Here is a 20,456-nt window from a genome sequence, read left to right on the forward strand (position 1 = left end):
ATGGAAAGATGCGGCTTAAAGGTTCAGATATTTTTTAACGATTCCCAGGTCCTTGTCTCCGCGGCCGGAGAGGTTCACCAGCACGTCACCCCCCGCGGGCAGCTCGTCCGCATGGTCCAGCACCCACGCGACGGCATGGGAGGATTCCAGAGCGGGGATAATGCCTTCCTCCTGCGTCAGGGTCTGGAAGGCGTTCAGCGCGGAGGCGTCACAGATGACGCCGTAATGCACCCGGCCGATTTCCGCCAGGTGGGAGTGCTCTGGCCCCACGCCGGGGTAGTCCAGCCCGGCGGAGATGGAGTGGGACGGCTGTATCTGCCCGTCTTGATCCTGTAAAAGCATGGTCACGTGGCCGTGCAGCACGCCGGGGCTGCCCAGGTTGATGGGTGCGGAGTTGTAGCATCCGGGCTCCCCGGTGCCTCCGGCCTCCACGCCCACCAGGCGAACGCCTTCATCTTCCACAAAGGGGTGGAGCATGCCGATGGCGTTGGAACCGCCGCCCACGCACGCCACTACCACGTCCGGAAGCCTTCCGGCGCGTTCCAGCATCTGGGCCCGGGCCTCCGTGCCGATGACGGACTGGAGCTGCCTGACCAGCGTGGGGAACGGGTGGGGCCCCGCCGCCGTGCCGAAGCAGTACAGGGTGTCCTCCTGATGGGAAATCCAGTAGCGCAGGGCCTCGTTAATGGCGTCCTTCAGGGTGCGGGAACCGTTTTCAATCGGAAACACGCGGGCGCCCAGCAGCTTCATGCGCATCACGTTCATGGACTGGCGCTCCACGTCCTCCGCCCCCATGAAGATGGTGCAGTCCATCTTGAGCCGGGCCGCCGCCGTGGCCGTAGCCACGCCGTGCTGCCCCGCCCCGGTTTCCGCAATGAGGTGCGTTTTCCCCATCATCTTGGCAAGAAGGGCCTGCCCGAGGGCGTTGTTGATCTTGTGGGCTCCGGTGTGCAGCAGGTCCTCCCGCTTCAGCCACAGGCGGAAGCCCAGCTTTTCCGAGAGATGGGGGCAGAACGTGAGGGGCGTTTCACGACCCGCGTAGTTGACCAGCAGGTCCTGGAGCGCGTCCCGGTACTCGCGGGACGGCATGATGGTGGCCATGGCTTCCTCCAGCTCCATGAGCGGGGGGCGCAGCGCTTCCGGTACGAAGCGGCCGCCGAAGTTGCCGAAATATCCTTCTTTGTTCATGCGATATGGTAAGGGGTGTAGGAGATGAGTGATTTAAGGGCCGCCAGCAGCTTTTGCGGGCTTTTCTGGCCGGGGATGGCTTCCACGCCGGAGTTCAGGTCAATGCCGTTCGGGGTGCACTGTTCCAGCGCCTTATTCAGGGAAGCGGAGGAAAGGCCGCCCGCCAGGAACCAGGGCCGGGGGGATTTCAGGGAAGCCAGGGCGTTCCAGTCCAGGGAGACGCCGTGGCCGCCGCTCTGGCTGCCCGCATCCAGCAGGAACCAGGCGCAGCTGTCCGCCCAGAGTTCCATTTCCTTCTGAAGGGCGTCCAGGGATTCATAACGGTCCGGCCACAGTACGCGGATCACCTTTTCCGGACCGATGCGGCGCGCGCAGTCCAGGGATTGTGCGCCGTGAAGCTGGGCGAATTCCAGCCGGGCCGTTTTCATGATGTCCATGATTTCCTCCGCGTTCTGGTTCACGAAGACTCCCACGCGGCGGATCAGCGCGGAGTCCAGGGCCGCGGCGCGTGACGGAGCAATATAACGCGGGCTTTTGGGATGAAAGATGAATCCGCAGAAATGGGCTCCCATCCCCATGGCGGTTGACAAATCGCTCTGGCGGGTAATCCCGCACACCTTGATTGCGAATGAATGCTTCTTCATGTTGTTTCTTCTAAAATTGCAGCCAGTTTTTCACCCGGCTTTCCGCCGTCCATCAGGGCAGTCCCCATCAGTACGGCCTGGAAGCCCGCTTCCGCGGCTTCCCTGAGATGAGCCCCGGCGCTCATGGCGCTGGCGGCGATCCACACCTCCCCCTCACGGCGGAGTTTCCCCATGTCCAGGCAGGCAGCCCTGTCCGTTTCAAGCGTATCCAGGTCACGGGCATTCACCTGGATGATGCGAGCGCCGGATTCCCGGGCAATTGCCAGGTCCGACTCGTCAAAAACCTCCACCACGGCGTGCATGCCGTAGGCTTCCGCCTGTTCCCTCAGGATGCGGAGCGTCCGCGCGTCCGGCGTCAGGCGCACGATGAGCAGCAGGGCGGAGGCCGGCGTGGACGCCGTCTCCATCACCTGGAGCTGGTGGAAAATGAAATCCTTGCGCAGCAGCGGAAGCCCGGCGCGGCTCATGCGCTCCAGATACCCGATGCGGCCGCCGAAATACCGCTCCTCCGTCAGCACGGAGATGCAGGAAGCGCCCGCCGCGGCATACTGTTCCGCCACTTCCTCCGGTTTCAGCCCGGTGGCGATGACGCCGCGCGACGGGGAGGACTGCTTGAACTCCGCAATCACGGCCACGGGCTGCCCGGCGGGCGGCTCCGCAATGGCTTTCAGGAAGTCCGGCCTGCGCCCCTTCCAGGGACGGGGCAGCTCCCGGCGGGAGGCCATGTCCGTGAGCAGGGCTATTTCCTCCGCCTTGGCTTCCCTGAACCGGTCAAGCAGCATGGAGCGTTCTCCTTCCTACCCCGGCGCAGACGGCCTCGCGGGCCTTCGCCATGCAGACGGCCAGGTCCATGTGGTCCTCCAGCAGGAACATGGCCACCCCCACATTGAGAATCACCATGTCCATCATGGCGCGCGGGCCTTTCCCCGCCAGAATGTCCTTCAGCACAGCCACGGCTTCCGATTTGGACCGAACGGCCAGGTCCTCCGGTTCGCAGGGCTGGATGCCGTAGTCCGCGGGGTCCAGGGTCATGGGCGTCAGCCTGCCGTTATGGACGATCATCATCTTGGTGGGTCCCAGCGGCGTCACCTCGTCATACCCTCCTGCGCCGTACACCACGGCGGCCCTGCGGATATGGGACTGGCTGAGCGTCTCCGCCAGCAGTTCCACCAGCTCCGGACGGGCCACGCCCAGCAGGATGTGCGTGGGACGCGCCGGATTAATGAGGGGCCCCAGCAGGTTGAACAGGGTACGTATGCCCAGCTCCCTGCGGATGGGGCCCACATTGCGGAAGGCGGGATGGAAATTGGGCGCGAACAGGAAGGCGAAGTTCCGCTCGTCCAGCAGGCGCTGCACGTCCTCCGGAGCCACGTCCAGCGGGAAGCCCAGGCCTTCCAGGGCGTCCGCGGAGCCGCAGGAGGAAGACACGGCGCGGTTGCCGTGCTTCACTACCTTGTACCCCATTCCGGCCAGCGTCAGGGACGTGGCGGTGGAGCAGTTGAAAGAACTGCGGCCGTCGCCACCCGTGCCAACCACGTCTATGCAGTCCCCTTCCAGCCCTTCCACACGGTTGGCGCGCCCCAGGGCGATGCCGACGGCATGGGCCATCTCCAGCGGGGTCTCTCCCTTCATGCGCAGGCCCATCAGGAAGCAGCCCGCCTGGGCCGGGGTCATGCGGCCGTCCATGATGTCCGCAAAGCCCGCGGCGGCCATGTCCGCCGTCAGGTCCTGCCCGGCGGCCAGCGTGTCCAGAATGCGGTTGATGCGCTTTTCCTTCTGCCCTGCCGGAACGATGTTGTCCGGGAAGTTGCCCAGGAGCTGGAGGCCGTCCGGCGTCAGGATGGATTCCGGATGGAACTGGATGCCCACCCAGGGGCGGTCATTATAGCGCAGGGCCATGACTTCCCCTTCCGGCCCGCGGGAGGTGACGGTAAAACGGGAGTTCGGCTCGTCCTCCTTGGACTGGACCACCAGGGAATGGTAGCGGCCCACGGTCATGGGATTGGGAAGGCCGGTGAACAGCCCCGAACCGTCATGGATGATGTCCGAGCTCTTCCCGTGCATCACGTACGGAGCGCGGGAAACCTCCGCTCCGGCGAAGTAGCCCAGGAGCTGGTGCCCCAGGCATACGCCCAGCACGGGAACGGCGGCGGGGAGGCGTTTCAGGAACTCCAGGCACAGCCCGGCGTTGCGCGGATGGCTGGGGCCGGGGGAAATGCACACGGCCTCCAGCTCCGGGCTGGCCGCCAGGTCCAGAATGCGCGGATCGTCATTCGCGTACACCACGGGCTTGCGGCCCAGGGCGTAAAACGCCTGCACCAGATTCCACGAGAAGGAATCGTAATTATCAATGAACAGAAACATGGTCTTCTCCTTTCAAAATAACGTCAATAATCTTGCCTTTGTTCATGCACTCCTGCCATTCGGCGGCCGGATCTGAATCGTACACGATGCCGGCGCCCGCCTGCCAGTGGATGCGGCCGTCCTTCACCCACATGCTGCGGATGGTAATGCCGGAATCCATGTGGACGCCGTTCCTGTCCAGCCCCAGCCAGCCGATGCAGCCGGCGTACGGCCCGCGCGGCAGGGGTTCCTCCTCCGCCAGGATTTCCATGGCCCGCACCTTGGGAGCGCCGCTGACCGTTCCGGCGGGGAAGGCCGCGCCGAGGATGTCCAGGGCGTCCAATCCGTCGTTCACCTGGGCGGTCACGCGGGAAGTCATGTGCATCACATGGGAAAAACGTTCAATCTCCATCAGGCGTTCCAGCTTCACGGAGCCGGGCTTGGCGACGCGGCCCAGGTCGTTGCGGCCCAGGTCCACCAGCATCACGTGTTCAGAGCACTCCTTCGGGTCCTTCAGCAGGTCGGCGGCCAGTGCGGAGTCTTCCTCATCGTCCCTGCCGCGCTTGCGCGTCCCGGCAATGGGGGAGAGCTGGAGCTTGCCGTCCGTGCACCGCACCATCAGTTCCGGGGAGGAGCCGAACAGCGTCACTTCCGGCAGCCGCATGAAGAACATGTACGGGGAGGGATTGATGCTGCGCATGCGGCGGTACAGCGTGAAGGCGTCACCGTGGAACTCCGCGGAGGCCTGGGAGGAAAGCACCACCTGGATGGCTTCTCCGTCATGGAGCAGTTCCTTGATATGCTCCACGCCCTTCATGTAGCCCGCCTGGTCCGGCGTGCGGGAAACCTCCCCGACGGAAGGTTCTTCCGTCTCCTGAAGGGGCGCGTGGGACAGGTCCCGGTGTTCGCCCAGGCTGATCTGGGTGAGGCGGTTGTACAAATGGTCAAACACGATCACTGTGCCCGCCAATACCAGGCAGGATTCCGCGGAAGAGGGACTGATGGTCTGCGCCAGCTTGGGCTGGAACAGGGCGGCGGTTTCATACCCGAAGTAGCCGTACAGAGCCCGCGTGATGGGAGCCTGCCTCATGTCGTCCCCCACCAGTTCCAGACGCTGCATCAGGGAGCGCAGGCCGTCCAGGTAAAGCATGCCTTCCAGCTCCTTCAGGGAAGCCAGGCGGTCGTCGCTGATGGAAAGGGAAAGCCTGGCGTCCACGCAGGAAACGGTCATCAGGTAATCGCAGGCGATGACGCTGTAGCGGCCCCATCTACCATCCACCTCCGCGCTCTCCAGCAGAAGGCCGGGAGTTTGGTTCTGGGTCAGGCTCAGGAACAGGCTGATGGGCGTCTCCAAATCGGCGCTCAGCCGCCGGCTGCGCTGTTGGAGGGTGATGATGGATGGTGGTTGCATGGATGGATGATGGTGTAAGTTGAAAATAAAAAAACTGCTTTGACTCTCGGAGGAATCAAAGCAGTTCTTGAAAAACGGTCATAGCTGGATGCTACTACTGCACATCGGGATTCCCCCGTCCGGACATGGGTATACGCCACCAATAGCCGTTGCCATAATAACGGGTCGTGCTAAAAAAGGGCTGTCCAGTGCTGAATTGCATCTGCGCGTTTATTACTCCTCCCGCCCGGCGTTGTCAAAAAAACTTTCCGTCAATGGCGAAAAAAATCCACGGCGTCCTTCCTGCCGCCGGAAAAAAAGCCCGTGGATTCCACTGAATCCACGGGCCTTGAATATAATGACTGTCAACCTTTAGAACAGCGTCACGGCGATGTTGACGCCGGCGGTGACGATGGCCACCATGCTCATGAGCTTGATCAGGATGTTCAGGGAGGGGCCGGACGTATCCTTGAAGGGGTCGCCCACGGTGTCGCCGATGACGGCGGCCTTATGGCTTTCCGATCCCTTGCCGCCCACGTGGCCCTGCTCAATGTACTTCTTGGCATTGTCCCATGCGCCGCCGGAGTTCGCCATGAACACGGCCAGTACGAAGCCGGAGGCCAGGCCGCCGGCCAGCAGCCCGAACACGCCGGGAACGCCGAACACGAGGCCCATGCAGATGGGGGTGATGACCGCCAGCACGGACGGCCAGATCATTTCATGCTGCGCGCCCGCCGTGGAGATTTCCACACAGCGCACGTAATCCGGTTCCGCTTCCCCGGTCAGGATGCCCTTGATTTCCTTGAACTGGCGGCGCACTTCCTTCACCATCTTCTCCGCGGCGCGGCCCACGGCGTTCATGGTCAGGCCGCAGAACAGGAAGGACATCATGGCGCCCACGAAGAGGCCCATGAGCACTTTCGGGTTCATCAGGGTCACCTGGAAGTAATTCATGAATTCAGGCAACGTGCAAGAAGCTATCTTGGACACTTCCACGCTCACCGCGTCATTGATCTTGTACATGGTGTTTCCGGTGGCGTCCCCCCAATGCTGGATGGAAATCTTCAGCTCTTCAATGTAGGAGGCCAGCAGGGCCAGCGCGGTCAGCGCGGCGGAACCGATGGCGAAGCCCTTGCCCGTGGCGGCGGTCGTGTTGCCCAGGGCGTCCAGGGCGTCCGTGCGGCGGCGCACTTCCGGGTCCAGCTTGCTCATCTCCGCATTGCCCCCGGCGTTGTCGGAAATGGGGCCGTAGGCGTCCGTCGCCAGGGTCAGGCCCAGGGTGGAAAGCATGCCGACGGCGGCAATGCCGATGCCGTACAGGCCCTTGCTCATTTCAGCGCCGGTGAAATGCCAGTCCCCGGAGGCCATGCCGTAGGCCAGCACGGTGCCCACGACGATGGTGATCACGGGAATGCAGGTGGAAATCATGCCGATGCCGATGCCGGAGATGATGACGGTGGCGGGCCCCGTCTTCGCGCTGTGGGCGATCTTGCGGCAGGGATAGGAGTCATGGGAGGTGTAATGCTCCGTGCTCTTCCCGATGATGATGCCCACCGCCAGGCCGGTGACGATGGCGCCCCAGATGCCCGCCCAGTTGTCCAGGCCGATGAGCTGGAGCAGGAAGGCGGAGGCGATGGCGATCAGGAAGGAGCTCAGGTTGATGCCGCGGTTCAGGGCGGCCATCAGCTCCGTCTGGGAAGCGCCGCGCTTTACGCGCACCGCATACACGCCCAGCAGGGAGAGAATGGTGCCGAGGGCGGCGATCAGCATGGGTGTGAGAACGGCCTTGATCGCCATTTCCGGCACGGCCATGTAAGCCGCGGCGCCAAGAGCCGCGGATGCCAGAATGGAACCGCAGTAGGACTCGTAAAGGTCCGCGCCCATGCCGGCCACGTCCCCCACGTTGTCGCCCACGTTATCCGCGATGGTGGCGGGATTGCGGGGGTCGTCCTCCGGAATGCCGGCTTCCACCTTCCCCACCAGGTCGGCCCCTACGTCCGCGGCCTTCGTGAAAATGCCGCCGCCCACGCGGGCGAACAGGGCCTGGAGGGAGGCCCCCATGCCGAAGGTCAGCATGGTGGTGGTGATGACGACCAGGCGCATGGAAAGCTCCATGTCTTCATAAAACCAGTCCAGCACCCAGTACCAGACGCCAATGTCAAGCATGGCAAGGCCCACGACGGTCAGGCCGAGCACGGCGCCCGAACGGAAGGCGATCTGCAGGCCGGCGTCCAGGGAGTGGCGGCAGGCGTTCGCCACGCGGCCGGAAGCGTATGTGGCCGTCTTCATGCCGATGTAGCCGGCCAGGCCGGAGAAAAAGCCGCCGGAAATGAACGCGAACGGCACCCAGGGATTCTGGATATGGAGGCAGTACGCCAGAAAAGCGAATACGACGGTAATCAGCACAAAGAAGATCGTGACGATCTTGTATTGCTGCCGCAGATAGGCCATGGCGCCGCTGCGAACGTGCTTGGCGATCATTTTCATGACCTCGTTCCCCTCATCCTGGGCTTTCATGCGGTAAAAAAAGACGGCCGCAAAAATGAGGGCCAGCACGGAAGCCGATGGGATGAGCCAAAATAAATCCTGGATGGTTATCATTGTCAGTACACTTTAAATTAAAGTGGTAGGAACATAACACCTGGTCCACTTTACTCCAAGAAAAACCTCCGTTCGGAACGGAAAATTCACCTTCCTGCGGAAAGACCAGCACCGCAGGAAAATCCGGCGGATTCACGGAAGAAGCAAGTACCGCACCGATTAATCCAAATTGACTCCGGAGGTTCCGGAAGCGGCTGGGCCGCACCTCTTTCCCCCTGCCTACTTCTTGTTACGGTTTTCTGCTGCCGGAAACCCTGGAAAACGGCAAAAAACCGTGGTATTCCGCGCAATGTGCTCTCCTTGGCCAGCTATCTCCGGCAATTCTTGAAGCTGCCCTGATTCCGGGAAAACTGGATAAAAAGAAAAAGCAAACGCTCCCATTGGAAAAAACAGCGCCTACCTGTCCGCCATTCCGTCAATGATGGAAAGCTCCTCCGCGGTGAACCGCGTATTTTCCAGGGCTTTCAGGCAATCCATGACTTGCTGGGGGCGGCTGGCGCCTATCAGGGCCGTGGTCACCACGGGGTCTCTCAACACCCAGGCCAGCGCCATCTGGGCGAGGCTCTGGCCGCGGCTCCGGGCCAGGGCAGCCAGGCTGCGAATTTTCTCCCCATGCTCCCGGACCCGTTCTTCCGTTAAAAAGACGGAGGAACCTGCCGCACGGGAATCCGCGGGAATTCCCTCCAGATAACGGTCCGTCAGCATCCCCTGGGCCAGGGGGAAAAGGCGACGCACCCGGTGCCCGTTTCACGGATGGCCTGAAAAACGGACTCTTCCGGCTCCCGGTTGAACATGTTGTAACGGAGCTGGTGGACCAGGCACGGCACGCCGGCCTCCCTGAGCATGGCGCATATCTGCCTGGTTTGCTCTGCCGGGAATTTGGAAATACCGGCATACAAGGCCTTTCCGGACCGGACCGCCGTGACGAGGGCCCCCGCCGTCTCTTCCAGCGGAGTCTCCGGGTCATGCCGGTGCGCATAAAAAATATCCACGTAATCCAGCTTCATGCGGGAAAGGGACTGGTCCAGGCTGGAAAGCATATGCTTGCGGGAACCCCAGTCCCCGTACGGTCCGGCCCACATCAGGTGCCCTGCCTTGGTAGCGATGACAAGCTCGTCACGGAAACGGGACAAATCCTGCATGAAAATGCGGCCAAAGCATTCTTCCGCCGCGCCGGGAGGCGGCCCGTAATTGTTCGCCAGGTCAAAATACGTGATGCCGGCGTCAAACGCGCCATGGATAAGCTGCCGCGCATTCTCGAAATCGTCGGCAGCGCCGAAATTGTGCCAAAGCCCCAGGGAAACGGGAGGAAGCAGCAGCCCGCTGCGCCCGCAACGGCGATAGTCCAGATGACTGTAACGGCCGGGATCGGGGAGGTAACTCATCGGAAGGAAAAACGGGAAGGTTCACCGGGCATGGGAAGTACGCTCATGCCGCACGCCGGAGCGCCATGCCTCCGTGCGGTATTTGGATGCCAGCAGCTCCGCCACCCTAGCGTTCATGCCGGGAAACAGCTCCGCTTCCACGCACAGGGAATGTCCGTCCGCCAGACGGGCGGCCAGCATTTCATCCCATCCGGCGGGAAGAAGGCAATTCTGGATGCTCCCCTGATGGAGAACGCCGCCGCGGACTCTTCTCTGGCCGCCACCGGCCAGCTTTTCCCCGCCGGGAAGTACTAAATCACTCGTCACGGGGCTGGCAAAACAGGCGCGGCCACCGTCCGGGGCGTCTCCGTCCAGCATCACGCACTCCACGCCGCAATCTCTCAAAACACGGGCCAAAGCCCCGTGAATCCATCGGTACAGGGTGGCGCTGGAAGGCCGTTCCTTCTCTCCCCGGCGGTGCATGGCCAGGGTAAAGGGAATGTCCTGCCGGTGGTCCACAATTCCCCCGCCCGTCCAGCGGCGGACAAAATGGAGTTCCTCTCCCGGAAAAATGGCGCGTGCCGTGGCTTCCTCGTCAAAATAACCGTAGGTCACGGTCGGCTCCGCCCAGCGGTATGCACGCAGCACGGGCTTCTCTCCCCATTCCAGCAGGGCTTCATCCACGGCCATGGCTTCCTCCCCGCTTCTAGCGACCGGGTCGCGCCACAGCACCAGCTCCGGCAGAGGGGACAAATTGCCGACGACATTTGCGAAACCAGACATTTTGCAACTACAGTGTAAATAACGGCAGGACGCTCCGGGCGGGAAACGGCAGCGGAAAAACCCGCTTCCATCAGCCCCCATACTACAGGCCTAACGGTTCATGGGCAATGCTACGCGCTGGGTGAAGGACCGGGTATAGCGCTCAAAGAATTCCTCCGGAGAGGGGGCGGGACGCTTCTTCTGCCGGATCTGGTCCACCAGGGCCATGCCTTCATCCGTCACCACCGTCATGGAAATCGTCACGGCAGTGACGCGTCCGGACTTCAAATCGTCAATATTCACGCTGCTGCCGATGATGTCCAGACGGTTGCCGTACACATCCATCTGGGTGCAGGAACCGAGCCGGTTGGCCCCCGTCGTCATGACGGGCACCAGCACGGACGCCCGCTGCGTGGCATCCTTGTCCGACTTGTTGCTGCCGGAATTGCCGATCTTCTTCTGGTAGTCCACTTCAAAAATCAGCGTCATTTCCACCACGTTTTCCACCAGGAAATTGGCGGGAATGGTCTCATCCTGCTGGTAGCGGGTATAAGCGGACCAAAGGTCCTGCTGGCCCAGGAGATTCTGCACGGTATCCTCCGCGCTGATCAAATTGCGGTACAGGGAATAAACCGGAAAGCCGTCAGACTCCGCCGTAGCGTCCTGGTCCAGAATCTGGTCACGGTAAAGCAGCTTGTACCCCACGCAATTCACGTCACCGATGATGCGGTCGTTCCGCATGTCCATGCTGGACTTGGCAGGATTGCGGTCCGTAGCCGTGGTAAAGAAAATCAACTGGGAGGCATTCGTGATCTTGGCGCCTTCCGGCCCCATGGTCATCAGGTTCACGCGGGCTTCATTCAGAGCGGAAGAACCGCCCTTCTTCCTGGACGCCGTGGTCTTGGTCGCGCGGGAAACCAGATCGCTGTCCCGCTGCACCAGCATCCATTCAAAGGGATTACCGGCACGGAACTGCATGCTCTCAAAATCCTTGGTCATGGTATCCATGGCCGTGCGGGCAAGCGTGGTGGTCCGCACATCCTGCAGCACCCATCTCCAGATATCCACCCCGCGGGAGGTCAGGGCCACAATCACCAGCACCAGCACGGTGGTGATGGTCATGGCTGCCAGGAGCTCAATCAGGGTGAACGCGCCGGATTTGATTTTGGCAAATGTCTTCATGATTTTTCAGAGGTCTTCAGATAATGCCCGTTAGCGGCGGAAAGCGAGATTGCGCGTAAAGATGGGAGTCTTCAAATTCTCCCACGTCAGGTGCTGCAAACGTTCAGGGTCCGTATTCAACAGCTGGAAAAACTCCGCCTGGTACAGGACTTCCGCCCCCCACGGCAAATTCAGGCCGCCGCCCTTCTCCGGCGTATAAACGTACAGGGAAGGCTCCGTAATCACCTTGCCGCGGTTGTAGGGATTGTAAATCGTCCCGTACTTGGGAGCCAGCTTGTACCCGTAAGCGTTGGAATCCATGCGCTCCACCACCAGCTGGGTCATGCGCACGGCGAAGACGGGGCCGACAAGCGCCTTGAAATCATCCCAGCGGTCCTTGTTGTTCGCTAGGCAAACTCCCGTCACCACCGCCGTATTCTGCCCGGGGATGCTCCACCTTCCTCCAGCCAGGGCTGAGGTGTGCCGTCCTTGCGGGCGCCCTTGGTCAGATCCGCCCTGTAATTGTAAACAAGAATGGTCGTAGCGGGTTTGGACGTAAACTGCATCCAGTAAAACGCCTTGTCAAAAGCGGAAATATATCTGGTGGTGGAAGACTTTCTGGCATTGGGAGCGGCACGCTCGGAATTGCGAAGCTCTCCAAGTTCCGCCGTCAGGGCGTGGACGATGCGGTCCGCTTCGCGGATGGTCAGAGCGGACTGAACCGTCCTTCTGGCTGGAATGAACATGGCCATGAACACCACGATCAGCACGGCAACCACGCCGATCGCAAGCACCACTTCCGTCAGGGTGAACCCCTTGGCACGAGACTGTTTCATACACTTGGTCAACATAAAATGGGAAATCCGGTAAAATATGAATTAGTTGGGAATCACCTGCTCCGTCGTCCTCAGCCGGCTGATATTGCCTTTGGGATAAATCACGATGCCGCCTGCCAGGCCCGGCTTGCCGTCCACCATCGGAGTCGGTTTCTCCTCCTTGCCGTTTCCGGCGGAACCGGAAACCACCACCAGGCGGGTGGGGGCGTTCGGCTGGGACATGCGGCCTTCCTCGTCAAACTCAATGAAATAAATATCCGTCATCCGGTTGCCCGGAAGATTGACGGTATCCTGCCCGTCACGGCTGGCAAAGCTACGGGCTGCGGACTTGCCCTTGGTCTTCTTGGAGCCTTCCAGCAGGGTGCTGTAGGTGGGGCTGATGTAAAACCCGGCGGGAAGAGTCTGCAAACGGTTGACCAGATGCCACTTTCCGGTGCGCGTATTTTTGGACATCACGCCCAGCGTGCGCATGTTGCGGGCTTCGTCCTCAGGAGTGCTCACGATAATCAGGCGGCTCCACGTTCCCTTGCCCATGGCGTCCAGGCGGGCTTCCTGCACCATGCCGTCCACCATCTCCACGGCGGACTGGAGGCCCTGCCCCCTGCCCCCGCCTCTTAACATGCTGGCGGCCAAGGCCATCATGGCAACCATAATGGTGATGACGACAATCAGTTCCACCAGGGTAAACCCCTTGCTCCCTGACGAGGAACAGTGCGAAGCCGTTCCGGAATGCTTGGAAAAATATCTCATACAGATGATGCAGGATTGAACAACGATTTTTGGCATGCTACCCGTTTCACACGGGCACGGCAATCATTTTTTGAGAAACGGGAATGCCTGATATGTTCCGGTCCGAATAAAAATCCGGCGGGGTTTCACCCGGATCATCCCCGGCGCCATGAACCATCCGGAAGAACGGAACTTCCGACTGATTCAATCCACACATTTCAAGAAGCATAGGGAGGAAAAAGCTCTTGAAACGCCTCTGGAATGCCACTTTTCCAGAGTTCCCGACCACTCCTCCTGCATCCGAGGGCATGCAATGCCCCATAATGATCCAAGCAGTTTAAACGGTTCATCCTTTCTCCGGGCCTGAAAGCCTATCGACCCCTTTACTCGTTGGAGAACGAAATTTCCGGTTAATGTACAAAGGAACAATTCCGAAAGCGCATGGAATGGAACTAGCATTCCATCATTCTCCGGAAAAGGAACTTCATTCTTATAATAAGAATAGAGGACCGTCACTCTTCCCCTTCATCCCGGGCCCCGTTCCCTCCATGCCGGACGATACTCCTGCACCACAGAAGATTCCATGCTCCCGGCATTCCTAGTGACAGAGGCACAAAAAGGACCTTGCACCCATGGGACACTCTTATTATTCCGTTCCGCCATGCCAAATACATCAACATTACACTCATCCCTATTGGAAAAAACCATCGAACGATTCCTGTTTCATTCCCAATATGAAAAAAACCTTAGTGAAAAGACCTTGAAAGCCTATGCAACCGACTTGGGGCAATTTGCCGACTTCATGATAAATCAAAGGAGCATCTGCCATTTGCCCGCTATTTCCGCAGAAGATTTGAAGCAATACGTTAAATCATTGTCGGGATTTCAGCCCAGAACCATGAAAAGAAAAATGGCTACGCTCAAAGCCATGCTGAACTTCATTGAAATGGAAGACGATGACTTCATCAACCCCATGCGGAAGCTTAAAATCAACATCAAGGTTCCCTTCCTGCTCCCTCCCGTCATGGACTCCATGGAAGTGGCCTCCATCCTAACCACCCTGTACCGGGAGAAAAACGCCTGTTCAAGCAAAACAGGGTATCGTTATCAGGAAATCGTCCGCAACATTGCCGTGGTGGAACTCCTGTTCGGCACGGGCATCAGGGTATCCGAACTATGCGCTCTGCGCCTTGCGTCCGTAAACCTCCATAACGGCTTCATCAAAGTCTATGGCAAAGGGAGAAAGGAACGCGTCATCCAAATATGCCAGGACGCCATTCTGGAAGCCCTGCACGAATACCAGCGCTTCTGTCTGCCTTCTTCCCGTCAGAACACGTTCTTCTTCATCAACCACCTAGGTCGCAACCTCTCTTCCCAGTCAGTAAGAATCATGATCAAAAAACTGGCCCTGAGATCCGGCATCCACAAACCCGTCACCCCTCACACATTCCGCCACACCTTCGCCACCCTCCTTCTGGAAGAAGGCGTAGACATAAAATACATCCAAACCATCCTCGGCCACAGCTCCCTCGCCACTACTCAGATATACACCCACGTCAGCACCACCAAACAAAGAGTCATCCTTCAGAATTTTCACCCAAGAAAAAATGTGCAGATAATTCTACAATAAAGAGTGATAACTATTTATTATCGATTATAGATATGCGTAACCAAACAAAAAAGACTCTCGCCCTCTGGCTGCACAGATTGGCCTGGTTTTACATATGCGGCGTGATTCCCACCGGTATCATACTCTTAATATTAGAAACTATAAAATTCGATTTTTGGAGACTATTCGTCGCGGGGCTGGCCATATCGGGTTTGATTCTGAAAATAATTAAATATCCCGTTGTTTTGTCTTCAACAAAATGTTACTGTGATAATTTTTTTGTCGACCGTGAAGATGAACGCTGTACGCTTATGCAATTCATCAACGATAGCAGCGAACGACGCAGAATTTTTTATGTTACCGGCAGGAAAGGAATAGGAAAAACACTATTACTTCTTCGCCTTGTCAATGACTTGGCAGAGAAAAAAATATGCACAACAGTGTACTACGTGGAAATAGAAGGCAAAGATTCTTCTATATTACATAAGTGTCTTGAAATGATAGGGATTCCATCCGACGAAAAAATAGGAACAGCAGAATCCCTGGCTGCATTTCTTAATCAAGCATCTCGTTACCCCAAAATCGTATTTATCCTAGATGGTATTGATAGAAACAGGAAAAGAGATGCTGACAAGTTTGCTGAAATACTGACAAATTCATCCAAAAACATCTCTATCATTATTGGAATTACAATAGAATCACTAGTATACAGCCAAACTATCACGTTATATGGAAATTTGAAACCAGATATATTTGGGTGCCTCCATTTGCATGAGTTGGAAAAAGTTTACAACATTTCAATAACTGATCCTGAAAAGATTCTTCGTTTGTCAAGCGGCATTCCAACCTATGTACGCATATTAATAGATTTGGAACATCAAAATAGGGCTCTAAATCTTTCTAATATTGAAACTATTGATGAAATAATATGGCAGCAATACTCTTTTTTCAGTAATGAGTCAAAAAAGATTGTGATGTTAATGGCTTACTTAAAGCTTATGGGAGTTGACTCGCTTCCTGAACGGAAAATATACGATATAATCCCTGATAGCACACCTCACCATGTATGTGCAGTCCTCGATTCTTCATTGATATATCGAGAAAATGATACAAGAGATGGAAATATACGGATGAATGATTTGGTAGCAGAATCCTGTCGTAAATGCTGCAACAAAAATCAAGCTGTGGAAATGATTAAAAATTCGCATGAACATCTGGAAAATATTTTTGATGGCACATTGAATGTTTCTTTATTGATGTTAAGCGACACTCATTTTTCAGAAGAAACTGGTCGCGAAATTCTAAAAAATCTTTTGGACGGCAAACAGTATTTATTTCTCGAACGTCTGTGGCAATATGAGCAAATCGGTTATCTCAATTCGTCACTTAAAGAAAGCCATTCGAATAATCAATATTTTAATTACTGTTATTTAAACTCCTTGTTGCAACTGGGACAATACCGAAGGGCATACTCGGAATTAGCTCGTTTGGAGGAAATAGATTCTGCTCTGCCAACTTTGAGACCCACAGAAAATATGAATGCAGAAGATTTTGATATGCTATTTCTCATTATCGATTTGCATCATCTAAGCAATCGGTTTTCTTTTGCCATAAGCGAAATCGACGCTTTTCTGCAACATCTCCCCAAGGTTTTCAAGAACCAAATACAAGAGGCCAAGCTTTTATATTTAAAGGCTCACATATTAAAGCATCAGGGAAGCGACTTGCTTTTGGCTGATAATATTCTTAGAGGCTTGGATAAGAACACTAATATACAAAACCTTGAGTTGCAAATGAAAATTCTCTACTCGCGTATCGCTATCTATCTATTCTGGGATACGTCATTCGATTACGAGGCATCATTTAACAGGATAGACACGCTTGCCAAAGAGATTGGAGAATCTCCCGTCATAATGCATGCGCAACGGCATCGGGCAATTTACACACTGAAGAAACTTCAAGACATAGAATCTGCTCTTACTATTGTAGATAATGCTTTGCGCAGTCTGGAAAAAACTCAGTACAGAATTATTTATGATTTCTACTTTGAAAAAGCTGAACTTTTACGAATAAAAACTTATGCCGCAGAAAACCAGAATCGAAAAGTAAAAAATGAAATTCTTTCCCTTTATAATCAGGCTATTGCATTTGCTGATGAAAACGGTGATCTCAACCTGCGAACAATGTCCCAGCTAGGTAAAATTTTAACATTACACCAGTTCCATGACATCATCCAGAGTGAACAATTAAATGAAGTACAAAAAATAATGACTGATTTATCCGATGAAGCTCACAACCACGTACTATCAATAAACTATGCTTGTGCATGTTATGTCGAGAATCTGCTTCGAGGCGGGGAAATTGATCAAAATCAAACTAGATATTGGGAAAAAATGCAATATGCCGACTTGGCGCACGCCGCTCAACATGGCGGACCAGTTAAATTAACCGTCATGTAAGCAGTTGAAAACATCATGATACGTTTGCTCTGAAAAAGTATAATGGACATCTTTCTTTGAACGCAAGATATTAAGTTTTTTCTCTACTTCGTCATAGTTGTATGTATCCTGCGTGAGCTGATAAAAAACATCAGCAAGTTGCTCAAATTCATTTTCCTCCCAACCATGACGTGTAATTTGCTGAACTCCTATTCGTATTCCTGAATCGCGATAGAGCTTTTTATACCTTCCGTTTAAACTTATCCCATGTGATTGGCTTCTGTGAAGAAATCTCATTATCTCATTTTCTTTCATGGATATAAATATTTGATGAGTGTCTGTATACAAATCATTGCGAGCTCGAATTACTTGCACTCCCCGTTTCTCAAGATAACGCCCTAGTTTGTTGGCATTGTCTATAATTTGCTTACTATATTGTTCACCAAACATTTCCATCTCGATAAGAACAAGAATGAGACTAAGAATTTGATGAAATTGCACATTTCGTAGATAATCAGGATTAATCTTTGTATCAATGAGATTCATCAGTTTCTGATTATTCGTCATGATTAATCCGCTAGTCGGCCCGGGAAGCGTTTTGTGAGTTGCGCCCATTAAAACAAATGGAACTTCATTGCTGAAAAAATGGAAAGGATTGGAATTGGATTTGCTAGCTATTAAACCTAAAGTTTGAGTTGCATCGTAAATAATTATAAAATCTTCTGATACTTCCAGATTTTGCAAAGATGGTTGAAACAAGATGTCAGATGGACATATAAGCATACCGTCAATTTTTACCTTTTGACGTAATGCTTTAATTTTTTCATAGTCAAAGTCCATTATCTCATAATCAAACGGCGCATATATAAATTTTATACCGAGCCGGTGGCATATAAGAGGCATGGAACCATGACCTCCACTATCTTCCGATGATATAAGCAAAGTGCTACCCGGTTGAAAGAGACTCATCAGGAGGATCATAACGGCATTGACACCTGATAATGTCCTTGCATCTGAATAATTACTTTGGAATAATTCAAAACATTGTCGATTGAGGAGACTGTAGAACTTAAATAAATGTTCCGCTTCCATGAAATTATGTTTGGTCTCCAGACTGATAATTCCTCCCATAATGTATTTCTCCTGAATAAAGGAATCTAACGGAATTTTTCCGAACGGCGATATGGCGTTTTCCGCTGCACACAAAGGTAGAAGGCGCTTTTCTTCATACTGTAGTTCCTGACAAATTTCCTGAAACTCTTCTAAGTGACCATTCATTTGTTATGTTCTTTCGATAATAAATAGTTATCAGTTATTAGAGTTGCAATGCTAAGAATCAGCACTACAAATTTCATCCTTATTAGGATATTATTTTTTTAGATTTTTGCAAAGATATTTTCATATTGCAAAAATATCCATTTCATAAAATGAAAAAACTAACAAATATTTATTGCATATCTTTTTTATAATAAATCATTTTTACCTACCTCAATTCCACCCAAATGCCACGATGGTCGCTGGCCTGGCGGGAGAGGGGAGAGTCAAGGATTCCCATGGGAGGCTTGCGGCCGAGGCGCTTTTTCAGAGTATTGTTCAGGAAAAGATGGTCAAAGGAGTGGTAGGTGTCTCCGTCTTCGTAGTAGATGGTCCAGGTTTCCCCGCGGGAATCCCTGGGTTTCAGGCGGTTCAGGCGGTATTCCGTTTTAGCCGGCCCCTGGATGACCTGCAAGGCGCTGTCCGCCGGACCGTCATTGAAGTCTCCGTACAAAAGCAACGGCATGCCGTCCTGGGAGGCGATGGCTTCATTCAGGTAGTCCCGCAGGGCATACGCTTCCCTTCGCCGCGTGTCTTCCGCGGAGCCGTCACGGCTGAGGCGGGACTTCAAATGAATGCCCATCAGGCGGAAGAGGCGGCCATCCGGCGTTTTCACCGTGGCGTCCAGAATGCCCCGCAGCATCATTTTTTTCCTCTTCGTTTCTCCGGATACAGGCATGTCCGTCACGGAACGGTTGTCCACAATGGGATATTTGGAGAGAAGGGCCAATCCCCGGTCTTCTCCGTTCCGCATGACCAGGACCTTATGCGGTAACTGAACTCCTTTTCTTTTCAACCGCATTTGCAGGTCGCGCACGGCGGCTTCCCCACCCATTTCTGACAATCCTACTATTTCTGCACCGGATTGACGGATGAGTTCGGCCACGGCCTCCCGTGCTTCGACGGGCTTGTATTTTACCTGGAAGTTGCTCCTGCGCGGATCTTCCGGTACAAAGTAGTTGCCAGCATTTATTGTGAATAACCTGACAGGTTCTCCCTTTTCCGGTATAGAGATTTTCTCCGGAACCCTTCCCTTCCCGGGCGCCTCCCGGGAGGCAGGCACCGCCTGCGGCGTATCCGTCAGCGGCTTCCATTCCATCAAGCCGTACCCCAGCACCGCGCACAGCACAACCAGGGCCGCGATGACGGAGGTTCCCCTGCGTTTTGACGTTTTCCTGATCATGTCCGTTCCCTTGAAAGATTTTCTCCATGAAGGACGTAGTGAATGAACAGGCCGAGCCGCACAAAATTTTCCGGCTTATTACTCGGCTTTCACTTCACTTTCATCCGTAATTCATGATAAACCATGAATGTGCCTTCATTGCAACCCCAGAACGAGTCCCAGCCTGACGAGCAGACACTTTCCCAATATGCCGAACATACCAGGAAAAGCCTGATTGCGCGCCTGGAGAATTGGGAGGACCAGCGCACGTGGGATGAGTTTTACCGGACGTACTGGCGTCTTATTTATTCCGTCGCCCTCAAGGCCGGATTGAGGGAGGACGAAGCCTGGGACGTGGTGCAGGAGACCATTCTTTCCATCGCCAAGCAGAGCAAGAAGAATATTTACAAGCCGGAACAGGGTTCCTTCAAGCTCTGGCTCTGGAATATGACCCGCTGGCGCATCAACGACCAGTTCCGCAAGCGGAAGAAGGATACGGCCATGCTGATGAGCCCGGACGCCACGGAGAGCCAGGAACATCCCATCGACAAGATTCCGGACGAAGGGAAGAATAATTTTGACCAGGTGTGGGAGAGGGAGTGGCAGAATAACCTGCTCCAGGCGGCCCTGGAACGCGTCAAAGCGAAGGTGTCTCCCAAGCAGTTTCAAATTTTTGATTATTACGTGCTACGGGAGTGGGATGCGGCGAAGGTCCGCAGACAGCTCGGCGTCACGATTGCCCAGGTTTATCTGGCGAAGCACCGCGTAGGAAGCGCCTTGAAGAAAGAGCTGCAATTCCTTCATTCCCAGGAAGAGGAGAAGGAGAGATAGGCGGATGCCGCCCCGGTGCAACCGGGCCCGTTTCCCGCTTTTCTCCTGCCGTTCCGCTTTTCAGGAATGATTCCTTTATTTTGC

General features: G+C 55.1%; 16 protein-coding genes and 1 pseudogene. 3 read left to right on the plus strand and 14 right to left on the minus strand.

Annotated features, from left to right (window positions below; translation table 11 throughout):
* Positions 1–15: 15 nt before the first annotated feature.
* From trpB to PVA48_RS01445, 12 genes and pseudogenes are all read right to left on the minus strand, one after another.
* Positions 16–1,188: a tryptophan synthase subunit beta gene (gene trpB, locus PVA48_RS01390; RefSeq protein WP_102728851.1), complete on the minus strand. Its 1,173-nt coding sequence runs from the start codon at positions 1,186–1,188 to the stop codon at positions 16–18.
* Positions 1,185–1,832 carry a phosphoribosylanthranilate isomerase gene (locus PVA48_RS01395; RefSeq protein ID WP_102728852.1) on the minus strand — a complete coding sequence of 216 codons (648 nt, stop codon included), beginning with the start codon at positions 1,830–1,832 and terminating at the stop codon, positions 1,185–1,187. The genes trpB and PVA48_RS01395 overlap by 4 nt, the downstream gene beginning before the upstream one ends.
* On the minus strand, positions 1,829–2,614 hold the full coding sequence (locus PVA48_RS01400) for an indole-3-glycerol phosphate synthase TrpC (protein WP_102728853.1): 786 nt from the start codon (positions 2,612–2,614) through the stop codon (positions 1,829–1,831). The genes PVA48_RS01395 and PVA48_RS01400 overlap by 4 nt, the downstream gene beginning before the upstream one ends.
* Complete coding sequence (gene trpD, locus PVA48_RS01405) at positions 2,604–4,196, minus strand: anthranilate phosphoribosyltransferase (protein WP_102726867.1); 1,593 nt, start codon at positions 4,194–4,196, stop codon at positions 2,604–2,606. Before trpD ends, PVA48_RS01400 begins: the two co-directional genes overlap by 11 nt.
* Positions 4,180–5,586: an anthranilate synthase component I family protein gene (locus PVA48_RS01410; RefSeq protein ID WP_180975240.1), complete on the minus strand. Its 1,407-nt coding sequence runs from the start codon at positions 5,584–5,586 to the stop codon at positions 4,180–4,182. The genes trpD and PVA48_RS01410 overlap by 17 nt, the downstream gene beginning before the upstream one ends.
* 351 nt (positions 5,587–5,937) lie before the next feature.
* Positions 5,938–8,166 carry a sodium-translocating pyrophosphatase gene (locus PVA48_RS01415; RefSeq protein WP_022397250.1) on the minus strand — a complete coding sequence of 743 codons (2,229 nt, stop codon included), beginning with the start codon at positions 8,164–8,166 and terminating at the stop codon, positions 5,938–5,940.
* A gap of 396 nt (positions 8,167–8,562) precedes the next feature.
* Positions 8,563–9,551 (minus strand): annotated as a pseudogene (locus PVA48_RS01420) (aldo/keto reductase).
* Positions 9,552–9,572: 21 nt separating this feature from the next.
* On the minus strand, positions 9,573–10,313 hold the full coding sequence (locus PVA48_RS01425) for a lipoyl protein ligase domain-containing protein (RefSeq protein ID WP_022397252.1): 741 nt from the start codon (positions 10,311–10,313) through the stop codon (positions 9,573–9,575).
* A 90-nt stretch (positions 10,314–10,403) separates the two neighbouring features.
* Positions 10,404–11,474, minus strand: a complete 1,071-nt coding sequence (locus PVA48_RS01430) for a PulJ/GspJ family protein (RefSeq protein WP_022397253.1) — start codon at positions 11,472–11,474, stop codon at positions 10,404–10,406.
* 30 nt (positions 11,475–11,504) lie between these two features.
* Positions 11,505–11,882, minus strand: a complete 378-nt coding sequence (locus tag PVA48_RS01435; protein ID WP_423232115.1) for a hypothetical protein — start codon at positions 11,880–11,882, stop codon at positions 11,505–11,507.
* Complete coding sequence (locus PVA48_RS01440) at positions 11,876–12,289, minus strand: type IV pilus modification PilV family protein (protein WP_423232116.1); 414 nt, start codon at positions 12,287–12,289, stop codon at positions 11,876–11,878. The genes PVA48_RS01435 and PVA48_RS01440 overlap by 7 nt, the downstream gene beginning before the upstream one ends.
* 42 nt (positions 12,290–12,331) lie before the next feature.
* Positions 12,332–13,039: a prepilin-type N-terminal cleavage/methylation domain-containing protein gene (locus PVA48_RS01445; RefSeq protein WP_180970953.1), complete on the minus strand. Its 708-nt coding sequence runs from the start codon at positions 13,037–13,039 to the stop codon at positions 12,332–12,334.
* A gap of 640 nt (positions 13,040–13,679) precedes the next feature.
* On the opposite strand from PVA48_RS01445, the gene PVA48_RS01450 reads away from it, so the two are divergent.
* Together PVA48_RS01450 and PVA48_RS01455 are read left to right on the plus strand one after the other, a co-directional pair.
* Entirely contained in the window at positions 13,680–14,648 is a 969-nt protein-coding gene (locus PVA48_RS01450; protein WP_102728856.1) for a tyrosine-type recombinase/integrase, read from the plus strand.
* A gap of 290 nt (positions 14,649–14,938) precedes the next feature.
* Positions 14,939–17,086, plus strand: a complete 2,148-nt coding sequence (locus PVA48_RS01455) for an AAA family ATPase (RefSeq protein WP_423232117.1) — start codon at positions 14,939–14,941, stop codon at positions 17,084–17,086.
* Here the strand turns inward: PVA48_RS01455 and PVA48_RS01460 are convergent.
* Positions 17,072–18,343: a hydoxy methyltransferase gene (locus PVA48_RS01460; RefSeq protein WP_102728857.1), complete on the minus strand. Its 1,272-nt coding sequence runs from the start codon at positions 18,341–18,343 to the stop codon at positions 17,072–17,074. The two genes, PVA48_RS01455 and PVA48_RS01460, sit on opposite strands and share 15 nt — an antisense overlap.
* A 205-nt stretch (positions 18,344–18,548) precedes the next feature.
* Entirely contained in the window at positions 18,549–19,562 is a 1,014-nt protein-coding gene (locus PVA48_RS01465; protein WP_102728859.1) for an endonuclease/exonuclease/phosphatase family protein, read from the minus strand.
* A gap of 123 nt (positions 19,563–19,685) precedes the next feature.
* On the opposite strand from PVA48_RS01465, the gene PVA48_RS01470 reads away from it, so the two are divergent.
* The gene (locus PVA48_RS01470) at positions 19,686–20,372 is read left to right on the plus strand and encodes an RNA polymerase sigma factor (RefSeq protein WP_022397257.1); all 687 of its coding nucleotides are present in this window, start codon (positions 19,686–19,688) and stop codon (positions 20,370–20,372) included.
* The last annotated feature ends 84 nt before the right edge of the window (positions 20,373–20,456 follow it).

It is taken from the genome of Akkermansia sp. JRP_AM1 (assembly GCF_049262625.1).
Lineage (GTDB): Bacteria > Verrucomicrobiota > Verrucomicrobiia > Verrucomicrobiales > Akkermansiaceae > Akkermansia > Akkermansia massiliensis.

Coding starts and splice junctions, on each gene's coding strand:
- trpB (WP_102728851.1), bottom strand. CDS start 1,188: ATGAACAAAGAAGGATATTTCGGCAACTTCGGCGGCCGCTTCGTACCG.
- PVA48_RS01395 (WP_102728852.1), bottom strand. CDS start 1,832: ATGAAGAAGCATTCATTCGCAATCAAGGTGTGCGGGATTACCCGCCAG.
- PVA48_RS01400 (WP_102728853.1), bottom strand. CDS start 2,614: ATGCTGCTTGACCGGTTCAGGGAAGCCAAGGCGGAGGAAATAGCCCTG.
- trpD (WP_102726867.1), bottom strand. CDS start 4,196: ATGTTTCTGTTCATTGATAATTACGATTCCTTCTCGTGGAATCTGGTG.
- PVA48_RS01410 (WP_180975240.1), bottom strand. CDS start 5,586: ATGCAACCACCATCCATCATCACCCTCCAACAGCGCAGCCGGCGGCTG.
- PVA48_RS01415 (WP_022397250.1), bottom strand. CDS start 8,166: ATGATAACCATCCAGGATTTATTTTGGCTCATCCCATCGGCTTCCGTG.
- PVA48_RS01425 (WP_022397252.1), bottom strand. CDS start 10,313: ATGTCTGGTTTCGCAAATGTCGTCGGCAATTTGTCCCCTCTGCCGGAG.
- PVA48_RS01430 (WP_022397253.1), bottom strand. CDS start 11,474: ATGAAGACATTTGCCAAAATCAAATCCGGCGCGTTCACCCTGATTGAG.
- PVA48_RS01440 (WP_423232116.1), bottom strand. CDS start 12,289: ATGAAACAGTCTCGTGCCAAGGGGTTCACCCTGACGGAAGTGGTGCTT.
- PVA48_RS01445 (WP_180970953.1), bottom strand. CDS start 13,039: ATGAGATATTTTTCCAAGCATTCCGGAACGGCTTCGCACTGTTCCTCG.
- PVA48_RS01450 (WP_102728856.1), top strand. CDS start 13,680: ATGCCAAATACATCAACATTACACTCATCCCTATTGGAAAAAACCATC.
- PVA48_RS01455 (WP_423232117.1), top strand. CDS start 14,939: ATGCAATTCATCAACGATAGCAGCGAACGACGCAGAATTTTTTATGTT.
- PVA48_RS01460 (WP_102728857.1), bottom strand. CDS start 18,343: ATGAATGGTCACTTAGAAGAGTTTCAGGAAATTTGTCAGGAACTACAG.
- PVA48_RS01465 (WP_102728859.1), bottom strand. CDS start 19,562: ATGATCAGGAAAACGTCAAAACGCAGGGGAACCTCCGTCATCGCGGCC.
- PVA48_RS01470 (WP_022397257.1), top strand. CDS start 19,686: ATGAATGTGCCTTCATTGCAACCCCAGAACGAGTCCCAGCCTGACGAG.